At 62.7% G+C, this 17227-nt stretch carries 18 protein-coding genes; 12 read left to right on the top strand and 6 right to left on the bottom strand.

What is annotated here, in order from left to right; genetic code table 11:
- Window positions 1–77: 77 nt before the first annotated feature.
- The 3 genes from NPS58_RS26350 to NPS58_RS26340 are packed head-to-tail and all read left to right on the top strand — an operon-like array spanning window position 78 to window position 1895.
- Entirely contained in the window at window positions 78–566 is a 489-nt protein-coding gene (locus tag NPS58_RS26350; RefSeq protein ID WP_274118161.1) for an MFS transporter, read from the top strand.
- A gap of 23 nt (window positions 567–589) precedes the next feature.
- Window positions 590–1363 carry a class II glutamine amidotransferase gene (locus NPS58_RS26345; protein ID WP_274118160.1) on the top strand — a complete coding sequence of 258 codons (774 nt, stop codon included), beginning with the start codon at window positions 590–592 and terminating at the stop codon, window positions 1361–1363.
- Between the two features lie 10 nt (window positions 1364–1373).
- Window positions 1374–1895 (top strand): DUF2937 family protein, encoded by a 522-nt coding sequence (locus tag NPS58_RS26340; RefSeq protein WP_274118159.1) that lies wholly within the window; start codon window positions 1374–1376, stop codon window positions 1893–1895.
- On the opposite strand, the gene NPS58_RS26335 is transcribed toward NPS58_RS26340, so the two are convergent.
- Entirely contained in the window at window positions 1892–2803 is a 912-nt protein-coding gene (locus NPS58_RS26335) for a LysR family transcriptional regulator (protein WP_274118158.1), read from the bottom strand. The two genes, NPS58_RS26340 and NPS58_RS26335, sit on opposite strands and share 4 nt — an antisense overlap.
- 141 nt (window positions 2804–2944) lie before the next feature.
- On the opposite strand from NPS58_RS26335, the gene NPS58_RS26330 reads away from it, so the two are divergent.
- The 4 genes from NPS58_RS26330 to NPS58_RS26315 are packed head-to-tail and all read left to right on the top strand — an operon-like array spanning window position 2945 to window position 6624.
- Window positions 2945–4231, top strand: coding sequence for an MFS transporter (locus NPS58_RS26330; protein ID WP_274118157.1), 1287 nt, complete (start codon window positions 2945–2947; stop codon window positions 4229–4231).
- Window positions 4232–4256: 25 nt separating this feature from the next.
- Complete coding sequence (locus tag NPS58_RS26325) at window positions 4257–5009, top strand: 5-oxoprolinase subunit PxpA (RefSeq protein ID WP_274118156.1); 753 nt, start codon at window positions 4257–4259, stop codon at window positions 5007–5009.
- On the top strand, window positions 5006–5710 hold the full coding sequence (pxpB, locus tag NPS58_RS26320) for a 5-oxoprolinase subunit PxpB (protein WP_274118154.1): 705 nt from the start codon (window positions 5006–5008) through the stop codon (window positions 5708–5710). The genes NPS58_RS26325 and pxpB overlap by 4 nt, the downstream gene beginning before the upstream one ends.
- On the top strand, window positions 5707–6624 hold the full coding sequence (locus NPS58_RS26315) for a biotin-dependent carboxyltransferase family protein (protein WP_274118153.1): 918 nt from the start codon (window positions 5707–5709) through the stop codon (window positions 6622–6624). The genes pxpB and NPS58_RS26315 overlap by 4 nt, the downstream gene beginning before the upstream one ends.
- 63 nt (window positions 6625–6687) lie before the next feature.
- Here NPS58_RS26315 and NPS58_RS26310 read toward each other — a convergent pair whose 3' ends face one another.
- The 3 genes from NPS58_RS26310 to NPS58_RS26300 all read right to left on the bottom strand — a co-directional run bounded on the left by NPS58_RS26310 (window position 6688) and on the right by NPS58_RS26300 (window position 9940).
- The gene (locus tag NPS58_RS26310; protein ID WP_274118152.1) at window positions 6688–7866 is read right to left on the bottom strand and encodes a vWA domain-containing protein; all 1179 of its coding nucleotides are present in this window, start codon (window positions 7864–7866) and stop codon (window positions 6688–6690) included.
- A gap of 17 nt (window positions 7867–7883) precedes the next feature.
- Window positions 7884–8729 carry an AAA family ATPase gene (locus tag NPS58_RS26305; protein WP_028943141.1) on the bottom strand — a complete coding sequence of 282 codons (846 nt, stop codon included), beginning with the start codon at window positions 8727–8729 and terminating at the stop codon, window positions 7884–7886.
- 137 nt (window positions 8730–8866) lie between these two features.
- Window positions 8867–9940 (bottom strand): DUF748 domain-containing protein, encoded by a 1074-nt coding sequence (locus NPS58_RS26300; protein ID WP_274118151.1) that lies wholly within the window; start codon window positions 9938–9940, stop codon window positions 8867–8869.
- Window positions 9941–10072: 132 nt separating this feature from the next.
- Here NPS58_RS26300 and cysK point away from each other — a divergent pair, with 132 nt between their 5' ends.
- The 4 genes from cysK to NPS58_RS26280 all read left to right on the top strand — a co-directional run bounded on the left by cysK (window position 10073) and on the right by NPS58_RS26280 (window position 13415).
- Window positions 10073–11047 (top strand): cysteine synthase A, encoded by a 975-nt coding sequence (gene cysK / locus NPS58_RS26295; protein WP_274118150.1) that lies wholly within the window; start codon window positions 10073–10075, stop codon window positions 11045–11047.
- A gap of 162 nt (window positions 11048–11209) precedes the next feature.
- The gene (locus tag NPS58_RS26290) at window positions 11210–12145 is read left to right on the top strand and encodes an aspartyl/asparaginyl beta-hydroxylase domain-containing protein (RefSeq protein WP_274118149.1); all 936 of its coding nucleotides are present in this window, start codon (window positions 11210–11212) and stop codon (window positions 12143–12145) included.
- 110 nt (window positions 12146–12255) lie between these two features.
- A complete protein-coding gene (locus tag NPS58_RS26285; protein WP_274118148.1) occupies window positions 12256–12417 on the top strand; it encodes a hypothetical protein in 162 nt (53 codons plus the stop codon).
- Window positions 12418–12524: 107 nt separating this feature from the next.
- The gene (locus tag NPS58_RS26280) at window positions 12525–13415 is read left to right on the top strand and encodes a DMT family transporter (protein WP_274118147.1); all 891 of its coding nucleotides are present in this window, start codon (window positions 12525–12527) and stop codon (window positions 13413–13415) included.
- A gap of 66 nt (window positions 13416–13481) precedes the next feature.
- On the opposite strand, the gene NPS58_RS26275 is transcribed toward NPS58_RS26280, so the two are convergent.
- Window positions 13482–14366 (bottom strand): DMT family transporter, encoded by an 885-nt coding sequence (locus NPS58_RS26275; protein WP_274118146.1) that lies wholly within the window; start codon window positions 14364–14366, stop codon window positions 13482–13484.
- Between the two features lie 186 nt (window positions 14367–14552).
- Here NPS58_RS26275 and aceK point away from each other — a divergent pair, with 186 nt between their 5' ends.
- Entirely contained in the window at window positions 14553–16274 is a 1722-nt protein-coding gene (aceK, locus tag NPS58_RS26270) for a bifunctional isocitrate dehydrogenase kinase/phosphatase (protein WP_274118145.1), read from the top strand.
- A 45-nt stretch (window positions 16275–16319) separates the two neighbouring features.
- Here the strand turns inward: aceK and NPS58_RS26265 are convergent, their stop codons facing one another.
- On the bottom strand, window positions 16320–17189 hold the full coding sequence (locus NPS58_RS26265; protein WP_274118144.1) for a DUF6279 family lipoprotein: 870 nt from the start codon (window positions 17187–17189) through the stop codon (window positions 16320–16322).
- Between the last annotated feature and the right edge of the window lie 38 nt (window positions 17190–17227).

Below are 17227 nucleotides of genomic sequence, written 5' to 3'. Positions count from 1 at the left end.
TCTCTTGGCTGGGGGGCGCCTGCGCGCTCAAATGTGTTTATCATAAGCGTCTATTTGCCTAGCTTGCCACGGACACCATGACCGAGAACGACTATCTGCTCGCCTGGGGCCTCTATGCCCTGGCCGCCCTGGGTTGCCTGGCGGTGGGCTTTCGCCTGACCCGCTGGATGTGGCGCTGGTTGCGCGAACCGCTGCGGGTGTTGATGGCAGTGCTGCTGCTGACCCCGACCATCATCGATCCGGTCAAGGACAAATTCGCCCCCGCCATCGCCATTGCCGCGCTCGATCTGCTGTTCAAGGTCGGCAACAACGTGTTGCGGGCAACCGCCGACCTTGCCATGTACGGCATGATCGCCTTTGCCCTGTACGGTGTATTCGTGGTGCTGCGCTGGCCGATCGAGAAACGTGCCAGGGCTCGTCGTGAACAGGCTGAAGCGGCCGCCAAGCGCGATGCCGAAGAGGACCTGGCTGGCGCCCCCCTGGCCGCCGACGGCCGCGACCGTTATCGCAACCCGCCCGAGGCACCGCTGGGCGGCAACCGTTCGCGGGTCGAGCCGCGCTTGTAGTCAATTGCCCGGGAGCAGCCAGAATGTGTGAACTGTTGGGCATGAGCGCCAATGTACCCACCGATATCGTCTTCAGCTTCACCGGGCTGATGCAGCGCGGCGGGCGTACCGGGCCGCACCGCGACGGCTGGGGTATCGGTTTCTACGAAGGCCGTGGCCTGCGGTTGTTCCAGGACCCGGCAGCCAGCTGCGAGTCGGAGGTCGCCAACCTCGTCCAGCGTTATCCGATCAAGAGCGAAGTGGTGATCGGCCATATTCGCCAGGCCAATGTCGGCAAGGTCTGCCTGTCCAATACCCATCCCTTTGTACGCGAACTGTGGGGGCGCAACTGGTGTTTCGCCCACAACGGCCAGTTGGGCGAATTCAAAGGTCAGGCCACCTTCTATCGACCCATTGGCGACACCGACAGTGAAGCGGCCTTTTGCGATGTGCTCAACCGCATACGCGAGGCGTTCCCGGAGCCGGTGGAGGCAGAAGTGCTGTTGCCGGTGCTGGTCGATGCGTGCGCCGAATACCGCGACAAGGGCGTGTTCAACTGCCTGCTCAGCGATGGCGACTGGCTGTTCTGCTTCTGTTCGACCAAGCTTGTGCACATCACCCGGCGCGCACCGTTCGGGCCGGCGCGGCTCAAGGACGTCGACATGATCGTCGACTTCCAGGCCGAGACCACGCCCAACGATGTGGTCACTGTGATCGCCACCGAGGCGCTGACCGAAAACGAGACCTGGAAGCGCTACGAACCCGGCCAGTGGGCCCTGTGGCGCCGTGGTGAGTGCATCGCCCAAGGACAACGCTAAGGGATAGCCCATGTTCAGAAGTTACCTGCGTTTGCTGCTGTTTACCTTCGGTTTGCTGGTGGGGGTGCAGGTACCAGGGCTGATCAACGACTACAGCCAGCGGGTCGAAGCGAAGCTGCTCGAGTCGCGCGAAGGCCTCAAGGGCTTCGAAGACACCGCCAAGCGCTTTTTCAAGGGTGACCTGCAGGCCCTGGTGCGTCACTACCGCAGCAGCGACGACCCGGTGTTCAACAGCGATGCCAACAGTATCGAAAGCCTGCTGATCCGCAATCGCCTGCTCGAGCGCGAGTGGCAGATTCTCCAGGGGCCGTGGCTGGAGCGAACCTGGCACGTACTGGTGCAGGCCGACAGCCAGCTGCGCGAGGAAACCCTCAAGGGCTACAACTACCAGATCCTCCTGGCGCCCGAAGCCCTGGCCTGGGGCCTGAGCTGCGCCTTGCTACTGGCCCTGGGCGTTGAAAGCCTGTTGCTGCTGCTCGGCTGGGTGGCCCTCGGCGGGCGGCGCAAGGCGGTGACGGAGAGCTGGCGCTAAACCAGCTTGATGCGCTGGGGCCCCGCGTCGGCGGCGTAGCGCTCCAGCACGTTGCGACACAGCGCCACCACTTCATCCACCAGCTCGACTCCCGTCTGCCAGGCCACCACCAGCTCCAGGCTTGGAGGCTGCTGTGCCAGTGGTAACAGGGTCAGCTCGCCGCGTGCCAGTTCTTCGCTGACCAATGCCGGGGGCAGGGCGCCGATACCGAAGCCATCCCGTAGCAAGCGGGTAATGGCGGCCACCGAGTTCACACAGTTCAGCCGCGGCGCGTTGACGCCTTCGGCCTGTAGCAGGCTGAGCACTTCCTGGTGCGGCCGGGAATTTTTCGAGAAGGTCACGATGCGCTCGCGGGCAAGCTCGGCGAGGGAGGCGTAGTCGCGGTTGTAGATCGAGTGGCTGGCGACAATCCACCCCATGGGGTAGCGCGCAAGGTCGAGGCTGCGGATCGACTCCTGGCGCAACAGGTCGGTCTGCAGGATCACATCCAGAAAGCCCTTTTGCAGCTGTTCGCGCAAATTGAGCGCGGTATCGGCGACCAACTCGATTTCAACCTGTGGGTAGCGCTCCATCAGCTCCGACACCAGCGGGCTCATCCAGGTGTGGATCACCGTGTCCATCACCCCCAGGCGGATCCTGCCGACCTTGGCCCGGTCGCTGTCCAGCGATTGCTTGAGGGCCTTGGCAGTGTCGAGCATCTGCTCGGCGTATTCGAGCACCTTGCTGCCTTCGGGAGTCAAGCTGACCCCGCGCGAGTCGCGCAGTAGCAGCTTGACCCCAAGGTCTGCCTCGAGCGCCGCGATGCGGCTGGAGATCGAGGCCTGGGTGGTAAAGAGCTTTTCGGCGGTCAGGCGAAAGCTCTTGAGCCGGGCGACCCAGACGAAGGTTTCGAGGAACTTGAGGTTCATGGTGCGCTCACTGATCAATTTTTCTTATGCCAGACCGCTGGTTTTTCTCGTTGGACGGGGATGCAGGTCCATCGAAAAATGACAGTCAGGTTGCGACAGAGATCGTCGCCTTTAAAACAATACCAACAAGCTGAGGCAACCATGAACCCATCGGGCGTGCAGCAACAGGTCAAATCCAGGTCAGTGGCGGGTCCCTTCGACTGGTACCGCAATATCAACAAGCAAGAGCGACGGACCTTCTGGAGCTGCAAGATCGGCTATGGCCTCGATGGCATGGACACCCAGATGCTCAGCTTCGTCATCCCCACCCTGATCGCCCTGTGGGGCATCACCACCGCCGAGGCCGGGCTGATCCACACCAGCACCCTGATCGCTTCGGCGCTGGGCGGCTGGATCGCCGGCATCCTCTCCGACCGCATCGGCCGGGTCCGCACCCTGCAACTGACGGTGTTGTGGTTCGCCTTTTTCACCTTCCTCTGCGGCTTCGCACAAACCTACGACCAGTTGCTGATCGCCCGCACCCTGATGGGCTTCGGCTTCGGCGGCGAGTGGACCGCAGGCGCAGTGCTGATCGGTGAAGTCATCCGCGCAAAGGACCGTGGCAAGGCGGTGGGCATGGTGCAGTCGGGCTGGGCCATTGGTTGGGGCCTGACGGCGATTCTGTACGCGGTACTGTTTACCTGGCTTCCGCCTGAAGACGCCTGGCGTGCCCTATTCCTGCTGGGTATCGTGCCGGCGGTGTTCGTGATTTTCGTCCGCCGCCTGGTCAAGGACCCGGAAGTCTACCGCCTGGCCAAGGCCGCGGAAAAAACCGAGGCGCCGTCGCACTTCTATGAAATCTTCGCCCCCGGCATGCTGTTCACCACCTTCCGTGCGTCGTTGCTGACCACCGGTGCCCTGGGCGGTTACTACGCCATCACCTCCTGGCTGCCGACCTTCCTCACCAACGAACGTGGCCTGAGCGTATTGGGAACCGGTGGCTACCTGGCCATGGTGATCGTCGGCTCATATGTGGGCTACGTGATCAGCGCCTATCTCACCGACCTGCTGGGACGCAAAAAGAACTTCATCCTGTTCGCCGTGGGCTCGTTCATCATCGTGCTGCTCTACACCCAGATGCAGGTCAGCGATGGCGTGATGCTGTGGCTGGGCTTTCCGCTGGGCTTCTTCGCCTCGGGTATCTTCAGCGGCATGGGGGCGTTCCTGACCGAGTTGTTTCCTACCCGTATTCGGGGTTCGGGGCAGGGCTTCTGCTACAACATCGGTCGCGCCCTGGCGGCGTTCTTCCCGCTGCTGATCGGCATGCTCAGCCAGAAGGTTCCGCTGGGGCTGGGTATCGGCGGCTTTGCGGCAGTGAGTTACGGTGTGGTAATTCTGGCGGCATTGAGCCTGCCGGAAACCCGCGGCAAAGAACTTGAAGCCCATTAAGGTCGAGCCAGAAGGAGTGTCACACGTGAGCCGCCTGCTATTGAATTGCGATATGGGTGAGAGTTTTGGCAGCTGGACCATGGGCCTGGATGCCCAGGTCATGCCTTTTGTCGATTGCGCCAACATTGCCTGCGGCTTCCACGCCGGCGACCCCGGCATCATGCGCCACACCGTGGCCCTGGCCGTGGCCAGCAACGTGCGCATCGGCGCGCATCCTGCCTACCAGGACCTGGTCGGTTTCGGCCGTCGCTCCATGGCCTGCAGCGCCGACGAAATCCGCGACCTGTTGCATTATCAGATCGGCGCGCTGGAGGGCATCTGCCGTACCCAGGGTACGCACGTTGCCTACGTCAAACCCCATGGCGCGTTGTACAACGACATGATGGCCGACCCGCAAAAGCTGCGCGCGGTGCTCCAGGCGATGGCCGAATATGACCGGCAGTTGCCGTTGATGCTCATGGCCACCGCCGACAATAGTGCCGCCCAGGCCCTGGGCGACGAGTACGGCGTGCCCCTGTGGTTCGAGGCCTTTGCCGACCGCGCCTATGATGCTGCCGGCCGCCTGGTGTCGCGGCGCCTGCCGGGCGCGGTGCACCACGACCCGGCGCAGATCGTCGACCAGGCACTGCGCCTGGCCCGTGGCGAGCCGCTGGTCGCGGTAGATGGCAGTGAACTGCGACTGCAAGCCCAGACCCTCTGTGTACATGGTGACAACGCGAGCTCGGTGGCGGCGGTCCAGCAGATTCGCCTGGCCCTCGATGCCCTGGTGGCTTCATGAGTTACCGCATTGAAACGGTGGCCATCGACTGCCTGATGGTGCGCTTGTTCGACGCTATCGACGAAGCCAACATGCCGTGGATGTTGGCGGCCAGCCAACGCCTGCGCAGGGTATTGGGCGAGTACCTGATCGACCTGGTGCCGTCGTATACCACGGTGATGGTGCATTTCGACCTGCTGCAGTTGTCGCCGGAGCAGGCTCGGGTGCTGATTCGCGAGGCGCTGGAAAACCTGCAGCCGGATAATGGCAGCGGCGGTCGCCAGCACGAGATCCCGGTGTGGTACGACTTGAGCGTCGGCCCCGAATTGAGCCTGCTGGCCGAACGTTGCCACACCTCGGTGGCCGACATTGTGCGCCGCCACAGCGAGCGCGAGTACCAGGTGTTCGCCCTGGGGTTCGCCCCGGGCTTCGCCTTCATGGGCCTGGTCGAAGAGGCACTGGCCGCGCCGCGCCTGGCCACGCCGCGCAAGCGCGTTGCCGCAGGCAGCGTTGGCATCGCCGAGCGCCAGACGGCGGCCTACCCTGCGGTATCGCCCGGTGGCTGGAACCTGATCGGCCGTACTCCGAGCAGGCTCTTCGACCGCGAGCGTGATGGCTACAGCTTGCTGCAGCCGGGTGACCGGGTGCGCTTCGTGGCCGTGGATCGCGCCACGTTCATCAATCTGGGCGGCGACGATACGCCACTGGAGGCACAGGCATGAGCCGCTTGACGATCGAGGCCAGCACGCCGCTGTGCCTGTTGCAGGATGCCGGGCGCTTTGGCGTTCGCCACCTGGGCGTGACCCAGGGCGGGGCCCTGGACTGGGTGTCGATGCGCTGGGCCAACTGGCTGCTGGGCAATGCCGCCGACGCCGCGGTGGTCGAAGTCACCTTGGGCGGTTTCAGCCTGGTGGCGGAGCAGGACTGCTGCCTGGCCCTGGCTGGCGCCGACCTGGATGCGCGCATCGACGGTGAGCCGCTCAAGCCCTGGTCCAGCTTCATTCTGGGCAAGGGCCAGCGCTTGCGCCTGAACCAACCGTTGCAAGGTGCGCGCGCCTACCTGGCAGCGCCCGGCGGTTTTGACGCGCCTCAGGTGCTGGGCAGTTGTGCCAGCGTGGTGCGCGAGCAACTGGGTGGGCTGGATGGCCTGGGCTCGGCCCTGGGCAAGGGGCAGCCACTGGCCTACAGCGGCCAGTCGACTGCCGGGCGGGAGGTTGCGCAGGCATTGCGCCCGGACTTCACCCGCAACACCCTGGACCTGGTGCTCGGTGCACAGGTGGGCGAATTCAGCGGCCTGAGTCTGTTCGAAGCGTTCAACCGCGACTGGACGCTGGACAGTCGTGCCGATCGCATGGGCATGCGCTTGCTGGGGCCGGCCTTGCAGTACCAGGGCGCGCCGATGATTTCCGAGGGGATTCCGCTGGGTGCGGTGCAGGTGCCACCGGACGGGCAGCCGATCGTGTTGCTCAATGACCGCCAGACCATTGGCGGCTATCCGCGATTGGGGGCGTTGACCCCGCTGGCCTTGGCGCGCCTGGCGCAGATGCTGCCGGGGAGCGTGGTGCGCTTTGTGCCGGTGGTGCAGGATTTGGCCTGGCGGGAGCAGCGGGACTTTCTGTTGAGGTATGTGGGCTGACAGGGCCTTGTCGCGGGGCAAGCCCGCTCCAACCGAGGTCATGGGTGGGAGTGGGCTTTGCGATTACTTCGACAAAAAGCGCATTCCTTCTTCCAGCCCCCGCAAGGTCAGCGGGAACATCCGGTCTTCGACCAATTCGCGGACGATGTTGGTCGAGGCGGTGTAGCTCCAGGTTTCCTTGGGGTAGGGGTTGATCCAGATAAGCTTCTTGTACTTCTCCATGAAGCGCTGCATCCACACATGACCGGCTTCTTCGTTCCAGTGCTCGACGCTGCCACCCGCCTGGGTGATTTCGTAGGGCGCCATGGCCGCGTCACCCACGAACACCACTTTGTAGTCGGCGCCGTACTTGTGCAGCAAGTCCATGGTCGAGGTGCGTTCGGAGGTGCGGCGCAGGTTGTTTTTCCACACCGACTCGTAGACGAAGTTGTGGAAGTAGTAGTACTCCAGGTGCTTGAACTCGGTCTTGCAGGCCGAGAACAATTCCTCGCAGATCTTTACATGGGCGTCCATCGAACCACCGATGTCGAACAGCAGCAGCAACTTGACGCTGTTGCGCCGCTCCGGTCGCATCTGGATGTTGAGCAGGCCGGCATCGCGGGCGGTGTGGTCGATGGTGCCGTCGATGTCCAGCTCCTCGGCCGCACCCTGGCGGGCGAACTTGCGCAAGCGGCGCAGGGCCAGCTTGATGTTGCGCGTGCCCAGCTCGACCTGGTCGTCGAGATTCTTGTACTCGCGCTGGTCCCATACCTTGACCGCCTTGCCCTGGCGCTTGCCGGCATCGCCCACGCGAATGCCTTCGGGGTTGAAGCCACCCGAGCCGAACGGGCTGGTACCGCCGGTGCCGATCCACTTGTTGCCGCCGGCGTGGCGTTCCTTCTGTTCTTCCAGGCGCTTCTTGAACTCTTCGATCAGTTTGTCCAGGCCACCGAGGGACTGGATCTGCGCGCGTTCTTCATCGGTCAGTGAGCGTTCGAATTCCTTGCGCAGCCAGTCTTCGGGAATCAGCGCCTCAAGGTGCTGATTGAGGTTCTCCAGGCCCTTGAAGTAGGCCGAGAAGGCCCGGTCGAACTTGTCGAAGTGCCGTTCGTCCTTGACCAGGATCGCTCGCGACAAGTAGTAGAACTCGTCCATGTCGGCAAAGGTGACCCGCTGCTTGAGCGCATTGAGCAGATCGAGCAGCTCGCGCACCGACACCGGCACCTTGGCGGCACGCATTTCATTGAACAGATTGAGCAGCATGGCAATTGCCCCCAGGCTCAGCGGTTACCGCGACGGCTCATGAACGCCAGGCGCTCAAGCAGTTGCACGTCCTGTTCGTTCTTCACCAGGGCACCGGCCAGCGGCGGGATGGCCTTGGTGGGGTCGCGCTCGCGCAGTACGGCTTCGCCGATGTTGTCGGCCATCAGCAGCTTGAGCCAGTCGACCAGCTCGGAGGTGGACGGCTTTTTCTTCAGGCCCGGAACCTTGCGCACGTCGAAGAACACGTCCAGTGCTTCACTGACCAGGTCTTTCTTGATGTTGGGGTAGTGGACGTCGACGATTTTCTGCAGGGTGTCGCGGTCGGGGAAGGCGATGTAGTGGAAGAAGCAGCGGCGCAGGAAGGCGTCGGGAAGCTCTTTTTCGTTGTTGGAGGTGATGATGATGATCGGGCGCTGCTTGGCCTTGATTGTCTCGTCGGTCTCGTAAACGTAGAACTCCATCTTGTCCAGTTCCTGCAACAGGTCGTTGGGGAACTCGATGTCGGCCTTGTCGATCTCGTCGATCAGCAGGATGACGCGCTCCTCGGACTCGAACGCTTCCCAGAGCTTGCCTTTCTTCAGGTAGTTGCGCACATCGTGGACCTTGTCCACACCCAGCTGGGAGTCACGCAGGCGGCTGACCGCATCGTACTCGTACAAGCCTTGATGAGCCTTGGTGGTCGACTTGATGTGCCAGGTAATCAGCTTGGCGCCAAAGGATTCGGCCAGCTGTTCGGCGAGCATGGTCTTGCCGGTGCCCGGTTCGCCCTTGACCAGCAGCGGCCGCTCCAGGGTGATCGCCGCGTTGACTGCCAGTTTCAGGTCGTCTGTGGCGACGTATGCGCGGGTGCCTTCGAACTTCATGAACCGATCCTCTAACGTAGCGCCGGGGTACATCGCCCCAGGCGGAAAAATTGTCATGCACGACTATAACGCGGGCCCTGGCCAGCTGGGAACGCAGACGCCCCATTCAGTCTCTGAATGAGGCGTCACGCGGTGACTCAGTCAGACTTGGGCGCAGGCTGCTCATAGCGTGCGTTGAATGCCTGGATGAAGCCGTTGCGCAGGATCTGCAAAAACGCTTCAAAGGCGCTGATATCGCTTTTATGCACGCTGCCACTCAATTCCACCCGGGTGGCGAACTGGTTCTTGCGCTGATTCTTCAGGACGGTTTCACCACCGCCCACCAACGCCTCCCAGATCGAGCGGAAGAAGCCTTTGTCTTCCTCCTTGACGTCTTGCTGCCAGTTGAACACATCGACGTCGCGCAGTAAGGGCTTGATATAGCCATTGAGCCGGCCATTTTGTGCTTCGGCCTCGATTACCAGGTCACCGTGGCCGGCATTGAAGTCGAATTTGCCGTAGGCACTGGCAAAGTCATTGAGTTGGCGCAGCTGTATGCCGGTGGCGCGCAGGCGAAACTGGAAGTCGTCGAAGTCGCTGAAGGGGTCGAAGGTGGCGCTGCTTTGCACGCTGGCGTCACCCAGCAGCCTGGCCTTGCCGTCGAAGCGGGCATCGCGCCGGCCCTTGTGGTCCTGAACGTTGGTCAGGTTGCGGATGCTGGCGTCCAGTTGGGTGGCCTTGAGGTCGACCGGCGGCTTGGAATTGAAATTGCGAAAGGTCAGGGTGCCGTTGTCGATGCGCACTTCGTCGAGGGTGATGGGCACCAGCTTTTCCAGCTGCTGGCGCCAGTCAGTGCCCTGGCCAGTCTGGGAGGCCTGCTTGCTCGGGCCGTCGACGAAGTTCAGTTCGGGCCGCAGGAACGCCACCTCGGCGACCACCGCGTGGTCATACCACAGCGAGCGCCAGCTCACCGACAGGTCGATCAGGGGCGCCTGCAGAAACGGTACAGGAACCTTGCCGGTGGTCTTGACGATGGTCAGGCCGTTGATCTTGTAGGCGCCGCGCCACCAGGCCAGGTCGACGTCGGTGATCTGGCCGCGGTAGTCACCCATGTCGGCCAGTTTGTCGTTCAGGTAGTCGCGCACCAGCCAGGGCAGGGCGAGGTGCAGGCTGACCAGCAACAGCACAATGGCGAGCAGCCCCCAAAAGGGCCAGCGATAGCGGCGTTTCATCGGTAGCACTTCCTTGATGGGTATAGATGGGTTGACTCCTGTCAGTGGCGTCGGTTTCGTTGATGTGGACGCACCGACGCGGCAGGCTTACCCTTGAAGTTTTCCGCCCGCTGCAGAATAAGGACCCCTGCCATGAGCCGTATCTTCGCTGACAATGCGCATTCCATCGGCAATACGCCGCTGGTGCAGATCAATCGCATCGCCCCGCGTGGCGTGACCATCCTGGCCAAGATCGAGGGGCGCAACCCGGGGTATTCAGTCAAATGCCGGATTGGCGCGAACATGATCTGGGACGCCGAGAGCAGCGGCAAACTCAAGTCGGGCATGACCATCGTCGAGCCCACCTCGGGCAACACCGGTATCGGCCTGGCCTTCGTCGCCGCCGCCCGCGGCTACAAGCTCCAGCTGACCATGCCGGCCTCGATGAGCATCGAGCGACGCAAGGTGCTCAAGGCGCTGGGCGCCGACCTGGTTCTGACCGATCCGGCCAAGGGCATGAAAGGCGCAATCGAAAAGGCCGGCGAAATCGTTGCCAGCGATCCGGCCAGATATTTCATGCCTGCCCAGTTCGATAACCCCGCCAACCCGGCGATCCACGAGAAAACCACCGGCCCCGAGATCTGGAACGACACCGATGGCGCCGTCGATGTGCTGGTGGCCGGCGTCGGTACCGGCGGTACCATTACCGGTGTATCGCGCTACATCAAGCAGACCCAGGGCAAGGCGATCCTGTCGGTGGCGGTCGAGCCGATCACCTCGCCGGTCATCACCCAGGCCCGCGCCGGTGAAGAGATCAAGCCCAGCCCGCACAAGATCCAGGGTATCGGCGCCGGTTTCGTGCCCAAGAACCTCGACCTGTCGCTGGTCGACCAGGTCGAGCTGGTCAGTGACGAAGAGTCCAAGGCCATGGCCCTGCGGTTGATGCAGGAAGAGGGGATTCTGTGTGGTATCTCCAGCGGTGCGGCGATGGCCGCTGCCGTGCGCCTGGCGGAAAAACCCGAGATGCAGGGCAAGACCCTCGTGGTGATCCTCCCCGACTCGGGGGAGCGCTACTTGTCGAGCATGCTCTTCAGCGACCTGTTCACCGACCAGGAGAACCAGCAGTAAAGCGCCCTGGCGCTGATCCTGGGCAATAGTGCGCCCTGTGCTTTATTGCACAATCCTTAACACTGAATGCCGGCCCCGGTTGTTTTTACCGGGGCTGGATCGGTTTATGATGCTCGATTAATCCGGCAGCGATGGCCTGATCGAAATTCCAAGGAGTGTTGCATGACTGTTTCCTTTGTCGCCAAGGCAGGTGTATTGCTGCTGTTTTTCGGCAGTACGTTGTATGTTCACCTGCGCGGCAAGGCGCGTTTACCGATGTTGCGTCAGTTCGTCAACCATTCGGCCCTGTTCGCCCCGTACAACGCCCTGATGTACCTGTTCTCCGGCGTACCGTCCAAGCCGTACCTGGATCGCAACCGCTTTCCCGAACTCGATGTGCTCAAGGACAACTGGGAAGTGATCCGCGAAGAGGCCATGCACCTGTTCGACGAGGGTTATATCCGCGCCGCCGAGAAAGATAACGACGCCGGCTTTGGCTCGTTCTTCAAGAAGGGCTGGAAGCGCTTCTACCTCAAGTGGTACGACAAAGCGCTGCCTTCGGCCGAGGTGCTGTGCCCCAGGACCGTCGAGCTGGTCAACAGTATCCCCAACGTCAAGGGCGCGATGTTCGCCCTGCTGCCCGGTGGCAGCCACCTCAACCCGCACCGCGATCCCTTCGCCGGTTCCCTGCGCTATCACCTGGGCCTGTCGACGCCCAACTCCGATAACTGCAGGATCTACGTCGACGGCCAGCCCTATGCCTGGCGCGACGGTGAAGACGTAATGTTCGATGAAACCTACGTCCACTGGGTGAAGAACGAAACCGAAACCACCCGGGTCATTCTGTTCTGCGACGTCGAGCGCCCGCTCAACAGCCCGCTGATGACCCGCATCAACCGCAAGGTCAGTGCCTTTCTCGGCCGTGCTACCGCGCCGCAGAACACCGACGACGAGCGCGTGGGCGGGATCAACCAGGCCTATGCCTGGAGCAAGCGTTTCAGTAACGTCATCAGCAGCCGGGTGAAACAGTTCAAGCGTGCCAATCCCAAGGCGTACCGGGTGTTGCGTCCGGTGCTGGCGGTGGTGGTGGCCTACGTGTTGTATCGCTGGTTGTTCTAAACGTATCGCGGGGCAAGCCCGCTCCTACGGATGGCCGCTAGGAGCGGGCTTGCCTCGCGCTGAAGTCGCCGTTATATTCAGACACAGTTCACCTCACCGAAGACCTGCTCATGCCAGCTTCCCCTCTCGCCACCGTATTCGCCACCGCGCCCGACGCGGTTGTAGTCGTGCGTGGGAACCAGCAGCCGGCCATGATCAGTCACTACCCACCACCTGTCAGTAGCGTGGTCGTGTGCGTTGTCGCACCGCCGGGCGTGGTAGTGCTGGGCTAAGCGGCCAATCGCTGCGTCCCTTCACGCCTGCACCCTACTGAACACGGTTGACTGCCCGCAGCGGGCAGCACCGTTCGGCTTATCTGCCCGAATTACAGGTGGCATTCATGTTTGTCCTATCGAAAGAATCCGTGGCCTCGGCGGCCACCACAAGCCTGTTCGTCCTGCTCTGGAGTAGCGGGGCGATCGTCTCCAAGCTGGGCCTTGCCCACGCCAGTCCCTTTGCCTTTTTGTTGCTGCGCTCGGCCCTGGCCCTGTGCGGCGTGTTGCTGCTGGCGCCGCTACTCAAGCTGCGCTGGCCGCGCGGCCTGGCAGCGGTGCTGCAGGCACTGGCTACCGGTGCCGTGCTGCTCGGTGCCTACCAGATCTTCTACCTGCTGGCGCTGAACACCCAGGTGACACCCGGCATCATGGCGACGGTGATGGGCGTGCAACCGATCCTCACCGTGGTGCTGATGGAGCGCCAGCGTTCCTGGAGTCGCCTGTTCGGCCTGGGCGTGGGCTTGAGCGGACTGGTCATGGTGGTCTACCAGGGCATCGGCCTGGGCGGTATCTCCCTGGCGGGCATGCTCTATGCCCTGCTGGCACTGGCGAGCATGACGTTCGGCTCGATCATGCAAAAGCGCATCACCGACAATCCGATGGGTACCCTGCCGTTGCAGTACCTGGCCGGGCTGATGATGTGTGCACTGTTTGCCCCATTCCAGCCGCTGCATGTGCAGCCGACCGCCAGTTTCATCGGCGCCTTGCTGTGGATGGGGCTGGTGGTCTCGCTGCTGGCGACCTTGCTGCTGTACCGGCTGATTGCCCGCGGCAACCTGGTCAACGTCACCAGTCTGTTCTATCTGGTACCGGCGGTGACGGCGGTGATGGACTACCTGATCTTCGGCAACCGCCTGGCGGCCTTGAGCTTGTTGGGAATGGCGTTGATCGTGATCGGCTTGCTGTTCGTGTTTCGCAAGCCCGCGCTGAGGGGCGGCCAGTTGCAGGCTGATTGAGGGCGCACGCGGGGCAAGCCCGTTCCTACAGGATGTCCTATGTAGGGGCGGGCTTGCCCCGCGATTTCACTTACTGGCCGGCTTGAGCACCAGCCACAACGCCACGGCAATCAGCAACCCACCCCACAGGTGCGCCATCGACAGCGGCTCGTCCAGCAGCCACGCGCCCCACAGCACGCCAAAGGCCGGAATCATGAAGGTCACGGTGCTGGCCTTGACCGGGCCGATTTCGCTGAGCAGGCGGAAATAAAGAATGTATGCAAACGCGGTACACACCAGGCCCAGCCCCAGCAGCGACAACCACACGTCCCAACCACCCCAGCTCGCGGGCGGGGCGGTCAGCACGCTGTAGCCGAACAACGGCAACAGCAACAAGGTCGCCCCCATCATGCTGCCCAGCGCCGACAGACGACTGTCGAGCCCTCCGGCCTGGTCGAGCCAGCGACGGGCCAGAAAGCCGGCAAAGCCATAGCAGGTGGTCGCCGCCAGGCACGCTAGCGCACCCTGCAGCAAGTGCTGGTCAAACGCTACAGGCCCGGCGCCACTGAGAATGCCGACGCCGAACAGGCCAAGGAAGATGCCGGTGAGCTTGGCCAGGGTCATGGGCTCGCGAAAGAACAGGACGCCAATCAACACGCCCATCAGCGGTGTAGTGGCATTGAAGATGGCCGAGTAACCGGCTGGCAGCACTTGCGCCGCGACCGAGTAGAGAGTGGCGGGAATGCCCGAGTTGATCATGCCCAGCAGCAGGCAGGCCTTGAGCTTGCCGTTGAAGTCCCAGCGTACGCGCAGCAGGGCGAGGATCACCATCAGCCCGGCGCAGGCGATGGACACGCGAAAGAAGGCAGTGGGCAGCGTGCCCAGCACGGGCGCGATGATGCGCATGAACAGGAAACTTGCGCCCCATACAGCTGCAAGAATCAACAGGCGGGTGATGGCGATCGGGGTCATGGGGCTCTCCGGGTCCTTGGGGGCGGGGCGCGAGTTTACGCCAAAAGTTGCAGGCGGCTCTCTCGCTTTCTTGCGCTTGAATTGCGCTGGTGGCGAGATTGGCCATTCCCGCCGTGTCGCCAGGCTTTCCCTGCCCTCGGCGACTGGCTAAGCTCAGGCTTCGACATTCCCGCAGAGGTTTGATGTATGCCCCAGCAATGGCCGGCCGCCGATATCGCCCGGATGATCCTCGACGGCTTCGACGATTACCGTGAGCATTTTCGCCAGATCACCATCGGTGCCCGCGCTCGCTTCGAGCAGGCCCAGTGGCAGCAGATCCAGAGTGCTTCGGCCGCACGGATCAACCTCTATGAAGAAAAGGTCAGCGAGGTCAGTGGCTGGCTGCGCGAGGCGTTCGATGCAGACGATCTGCTGGACGTATCGCTCTGGCCGCTGGTCAAGAGCGCCTACATCAGCCTGATCGACCCGCGCCTGGATGATGAACTGTCGGAGACCTGGTACAACTCGATCTTCTGCAGCCTGTTTAGCCACGACCTGATCAGCGACGGCTGCATGTTCATCCACACCACCCGGCCGTCGCTGCGCAGCCACGAGCGCGCGGCACAAACCCGCACCTATCGGCCCCAGGGCAGCCTGGGCAGCGTACTGGTGCAGATCTTCGCCGACTACGGCTTCGATGTGCCCTACGGTGACCTGGACGGCGACCTGACCCGTCTTGAGGCGCAGCTGCGCGAGAGCCTGCCGGACTGGGTCTGCAAGGATCCGGCCCTGGCGGTGGAGCTGTTTTCGCCGGTGCTGTATCGCAACAAGGGAGCCTACCTGGTGGGCCGCCTGTTCACCCAGGACGAGCAATGGCCGCTGGTGATTCCGCTGCTGCACCGTGAAGGCCACGGGATCGAGATCGACGCGTTGATCACCGATGAGGCCGACGTGTCGATCATCTTCTCGTTCACCCGTTCCTATTTCATGGTCGATGTACCGGTCCCTGCCGATTTCGTCGGCTTTCTCAAGCGCATCCTGCCGGGCAAGCACATTGCCGAGTTGTATACCTCGATCGGTTTCTACAAGCACGGCAAGTCGGAGTTCTACCGGGCACTGATCAATCACCTGGCCAGCACCGACGACCGCTTCATCATGGCCCCGGGGGTACGGGGCATGGTGATGAGCGTGTTCACCCTGCCGGGCTTCAATACCGTGTTCAAGATCATCAAGGACCGCTTCTCGCCGTCCAAGACCGTCGACCGGGCCACGGTGATCGAAAAATACCGGCTGGTGAAAAGTGTCGATCGGGTCGGGCGCATGGCCGATACCCAGGAGTTCTCGGACTTCCGCTTCCCCTTGAGCAAGTTCGAGCCCGAATGCCTGGCCGAGTTGCTGGAGGTGGCACCTTCGACGGTGGAGGTGCATGGCGACACGGTACTGGTGCGCCACTGCTGGACCGAGCGGCGCATGACGCCACTGAACCTGTACCTGGAAAACGCCAACGACGCCCAGGTGCGCGAGGCCCTGGAAGACTATGGCCTGGCCATCAAGCAACTGGCGGCGGCGAACATCTTTCCAGGCGACATGCTGTTGAAGAACTTCGGCGTTACCCGCCACGGCCGGGTGGTGTTCTACGACTACGATGAAATCTGCTTTCTCACCGAGGTCAACTTCCGCTACATCCCGCCCCCGCGTTATCCGGAGGATGAAATGTCCGGCGAGCCCTGGTACTCGATCGGGCCGCACGATGTATTTCCCGAGGAGTTTCCACCGTTCCTGTTCGCCGACAGCGGCCAGCGCCGGCTGTTCAGCCAATTGCATGGCGAGCTGTACGACGCCGATTACTGGAAGGGCCTGCAGGAGGCGATTCGCGGCGGCAAGGTCATCGATGTGTTCCCGTACCGGCGCAAGGCCCGGGAATGTTGAACATACGCTTGCAGGAGCCAGATCAGCCCCCGGTCTGGGTGGGACTCAACCCTTCATGCACTTCAGCTCACTGAAGTCCTTGCGCACCTGGTCGAGCTTTTGCTCCAGGTGCGCGCGCTGCTGCTCGCTACTCTGGGCCATCAGGTCCACCAGCAGGCGCCGGGCCTGCGTTTCGGTGCGCTGGTAGGCCAGGCGGTACTCCGGCGTCCACAGGCTTTCGCGGTTCTTGAGCAGGCGCACCAGCTGCGGCTCGAAGCTGTCGCTGTGGCGCTGATCCATCGCGGCACTGAAGTGGGCCTGCCAGTTGGCCCGGTTGGCGATCCACTGGCGGTTCTGTTCGCCCAGGCCCTGTGACCAGGTCATGATCCGCAACCGTTGTTGTGAGCTGAGTTCGCCCAGCCAGGGTGTCAGGCGTTTTTCCATGCGCTCGGCGCGTTGCTGGACCTGCCGGGCCAGGGGCGTCTTCACATACTTGGCCTGACGCTCGCTGATGTCCTCGGCAAAGGCCTGGCGCATCTCGTGGACCTGCTCATCGTCCATTGCCCGCAGCAATTGGGCCGCCGAGGGGGTGATCTGGTCGGCGACCTTGGCGATGGCCTGTTTCGCTTCCTGGGTGCGCAGCTGCAGTTGCTGTTCGGTCACCTGGTCGTTGGCGACCATTTGTCGGACTTCGTCGATCCAGGTCAGGTAGCCCGGCAGTTGCGTACGGCAATGCCAGGCAAGGTGCTGCTTGAGGCGCTGGTTGAGCCAGGTTTTTTGCTGGCGGTTCATGTTCAGGTAGTCGTTGAGCGACCAGGGCACCAGTACGTCGAGGTTGCGGTAGGCCAGGTCGATACGGCTGCAGGCCAGCACCAGGAGGGCCGGCAGGACCAGTAACAGGAAGGTGCGCAGGTACTTGGGCAGGCAGGCGTACATGAGCGAATCCTTGCGAGGGCTTGCTTGAATTTATAGAA

Origin of the sequence: Pseudomonas putida, from assembly GCF_028682455.1 — a bacterium.
GTDB classification, from domain to species: domain Bacteria; phylum Pseudomonadota; class Gammaproteobacteria; order Pseudomonadales; family Pseudomonadaceae; genus Aquipseudomonas; species Aquipseudomonas putida_AA.
This window is presented reverse-complemented; position numbering and strand designations above follow the sequence as displayed.

Bases quoted from the DNA above. Each gene is read 5' to 3' on its own strand.
- NPS58_RS26315 (WP_274118153.1), top strand. From the start codon at position 5,707: ATGAGCCGCTTGACGATCGAGGCCAGCACGCCGCTGTGCCTGTTGCAG.
- NPS58_RS26275 (WP_274118146.1), bottom strand. From the start codon at position 14,366: ATGACCCCGATCGCCATCACCCGCCTGTTGATTCTTGCAGCTGTATGG.
- NPS58_RS26350 (WP_274118161.1), top strand. From the start codon at position 78: ATGACCGAGAACGACTATCTGCTCGCCTGGGGCCTCTATGCCCTGGCC.
- pxpB (WP_274118154.1), top strand. From the start codon at position 5,006: ATGAGTTACCGCATTGAAACGGTGGCCATCGACTGCCTGATGGTGCGC.
- NPS58_RS26265 (WP_274118144.1), bottom strand. From the start codon at position 17,189: ATGTACGCCTGCCTGCCCAAGTACCTGCGCACCTTCCTGTTACTGGTC.
- NPS58_RS26280 (WP_274118147.1), top strand. From the start codon at position 12,525: ATGTTTGTCCTATCGAAAGAATCCGTGGCCTCGGCGGCCACCACAAGC.
- NPS58_RS26330 (WP_274118157.1), top strand. From the start codon at position 2,945: ATGAACCCATCGGGCGTGCAGCAACAGGTCAAATCCAGGTCAGTGGCG.
- cysK (WP_274118150.1), top strand. From the start codon at position 10,073: ATGAGCCGTATCTTCGCTGACAATGCGCATTCCATCGGCAATACGCCG.
- NPS58_RS26310 (WP_274118152.1), bottom strand. From the start codon at position 7,866: ATGCTGCTCAATCTGTTCAATGAAATGCGTGCCGCCAAGGTGCCGGTG.
- NPS58_RS26340 (WP_274118159.1), top strand. From the start codon at position 1,374: ATGTTCAGAAGTTACCTGCGTTTGCTGCTGTTTACCTTCGGTTTGCTG.
- NPS58_RS26335 (WP_274118158.1), bottom strand. From the start codon at position 2,803: ATGAACCTCAAGTTCCTCGAAACCTTCGTCTGGGTCGCCCGGCTCAAG.
- aceK (WP_274118145.1), top strand. From the start codon at position 14,553: ATGCCCCAGCAATGGCCGGCCGCCGATATCGCCCGGATGATCCTCGAC.
- NPS58_RS26300 (WP_274118151.1), bottom strand. From the start codon at position 9,940: ATGAAACGCCGCTATCGCTGGCCCTTTTGGGGGCTGCTCGCCATTGTG.
- NPS58_RS26285 (WP_274118148.1), top strand. From the start codon at position 12,256: ATGCCAGCTTCCCCTCTCGCCACCGTATTCGCCACCGCGCCCGACGCG.
- NPS58_RS26305 (WP_028943141.1), bottom strand. From the start codon at position 8,729: ATGAAGTTCGAAGGCACCCGCGCATACGTCGCCACAGACGACCTGAAA.
- NPS58_RS26345 (WP_274118160.1), top strand. From the start codon at position 590: ATGTGTGAACTGTTGGGCATGAGCGCCAATGTACCCACCGATATCGTC.
- NPS58_RS26290 (WP_274118149.1), top strand. From the start codon at position 11,210: ATGACTGTTTCCTTTGTCGCCAAGGCAGGTGTATTGCTGCTGTTTTTC.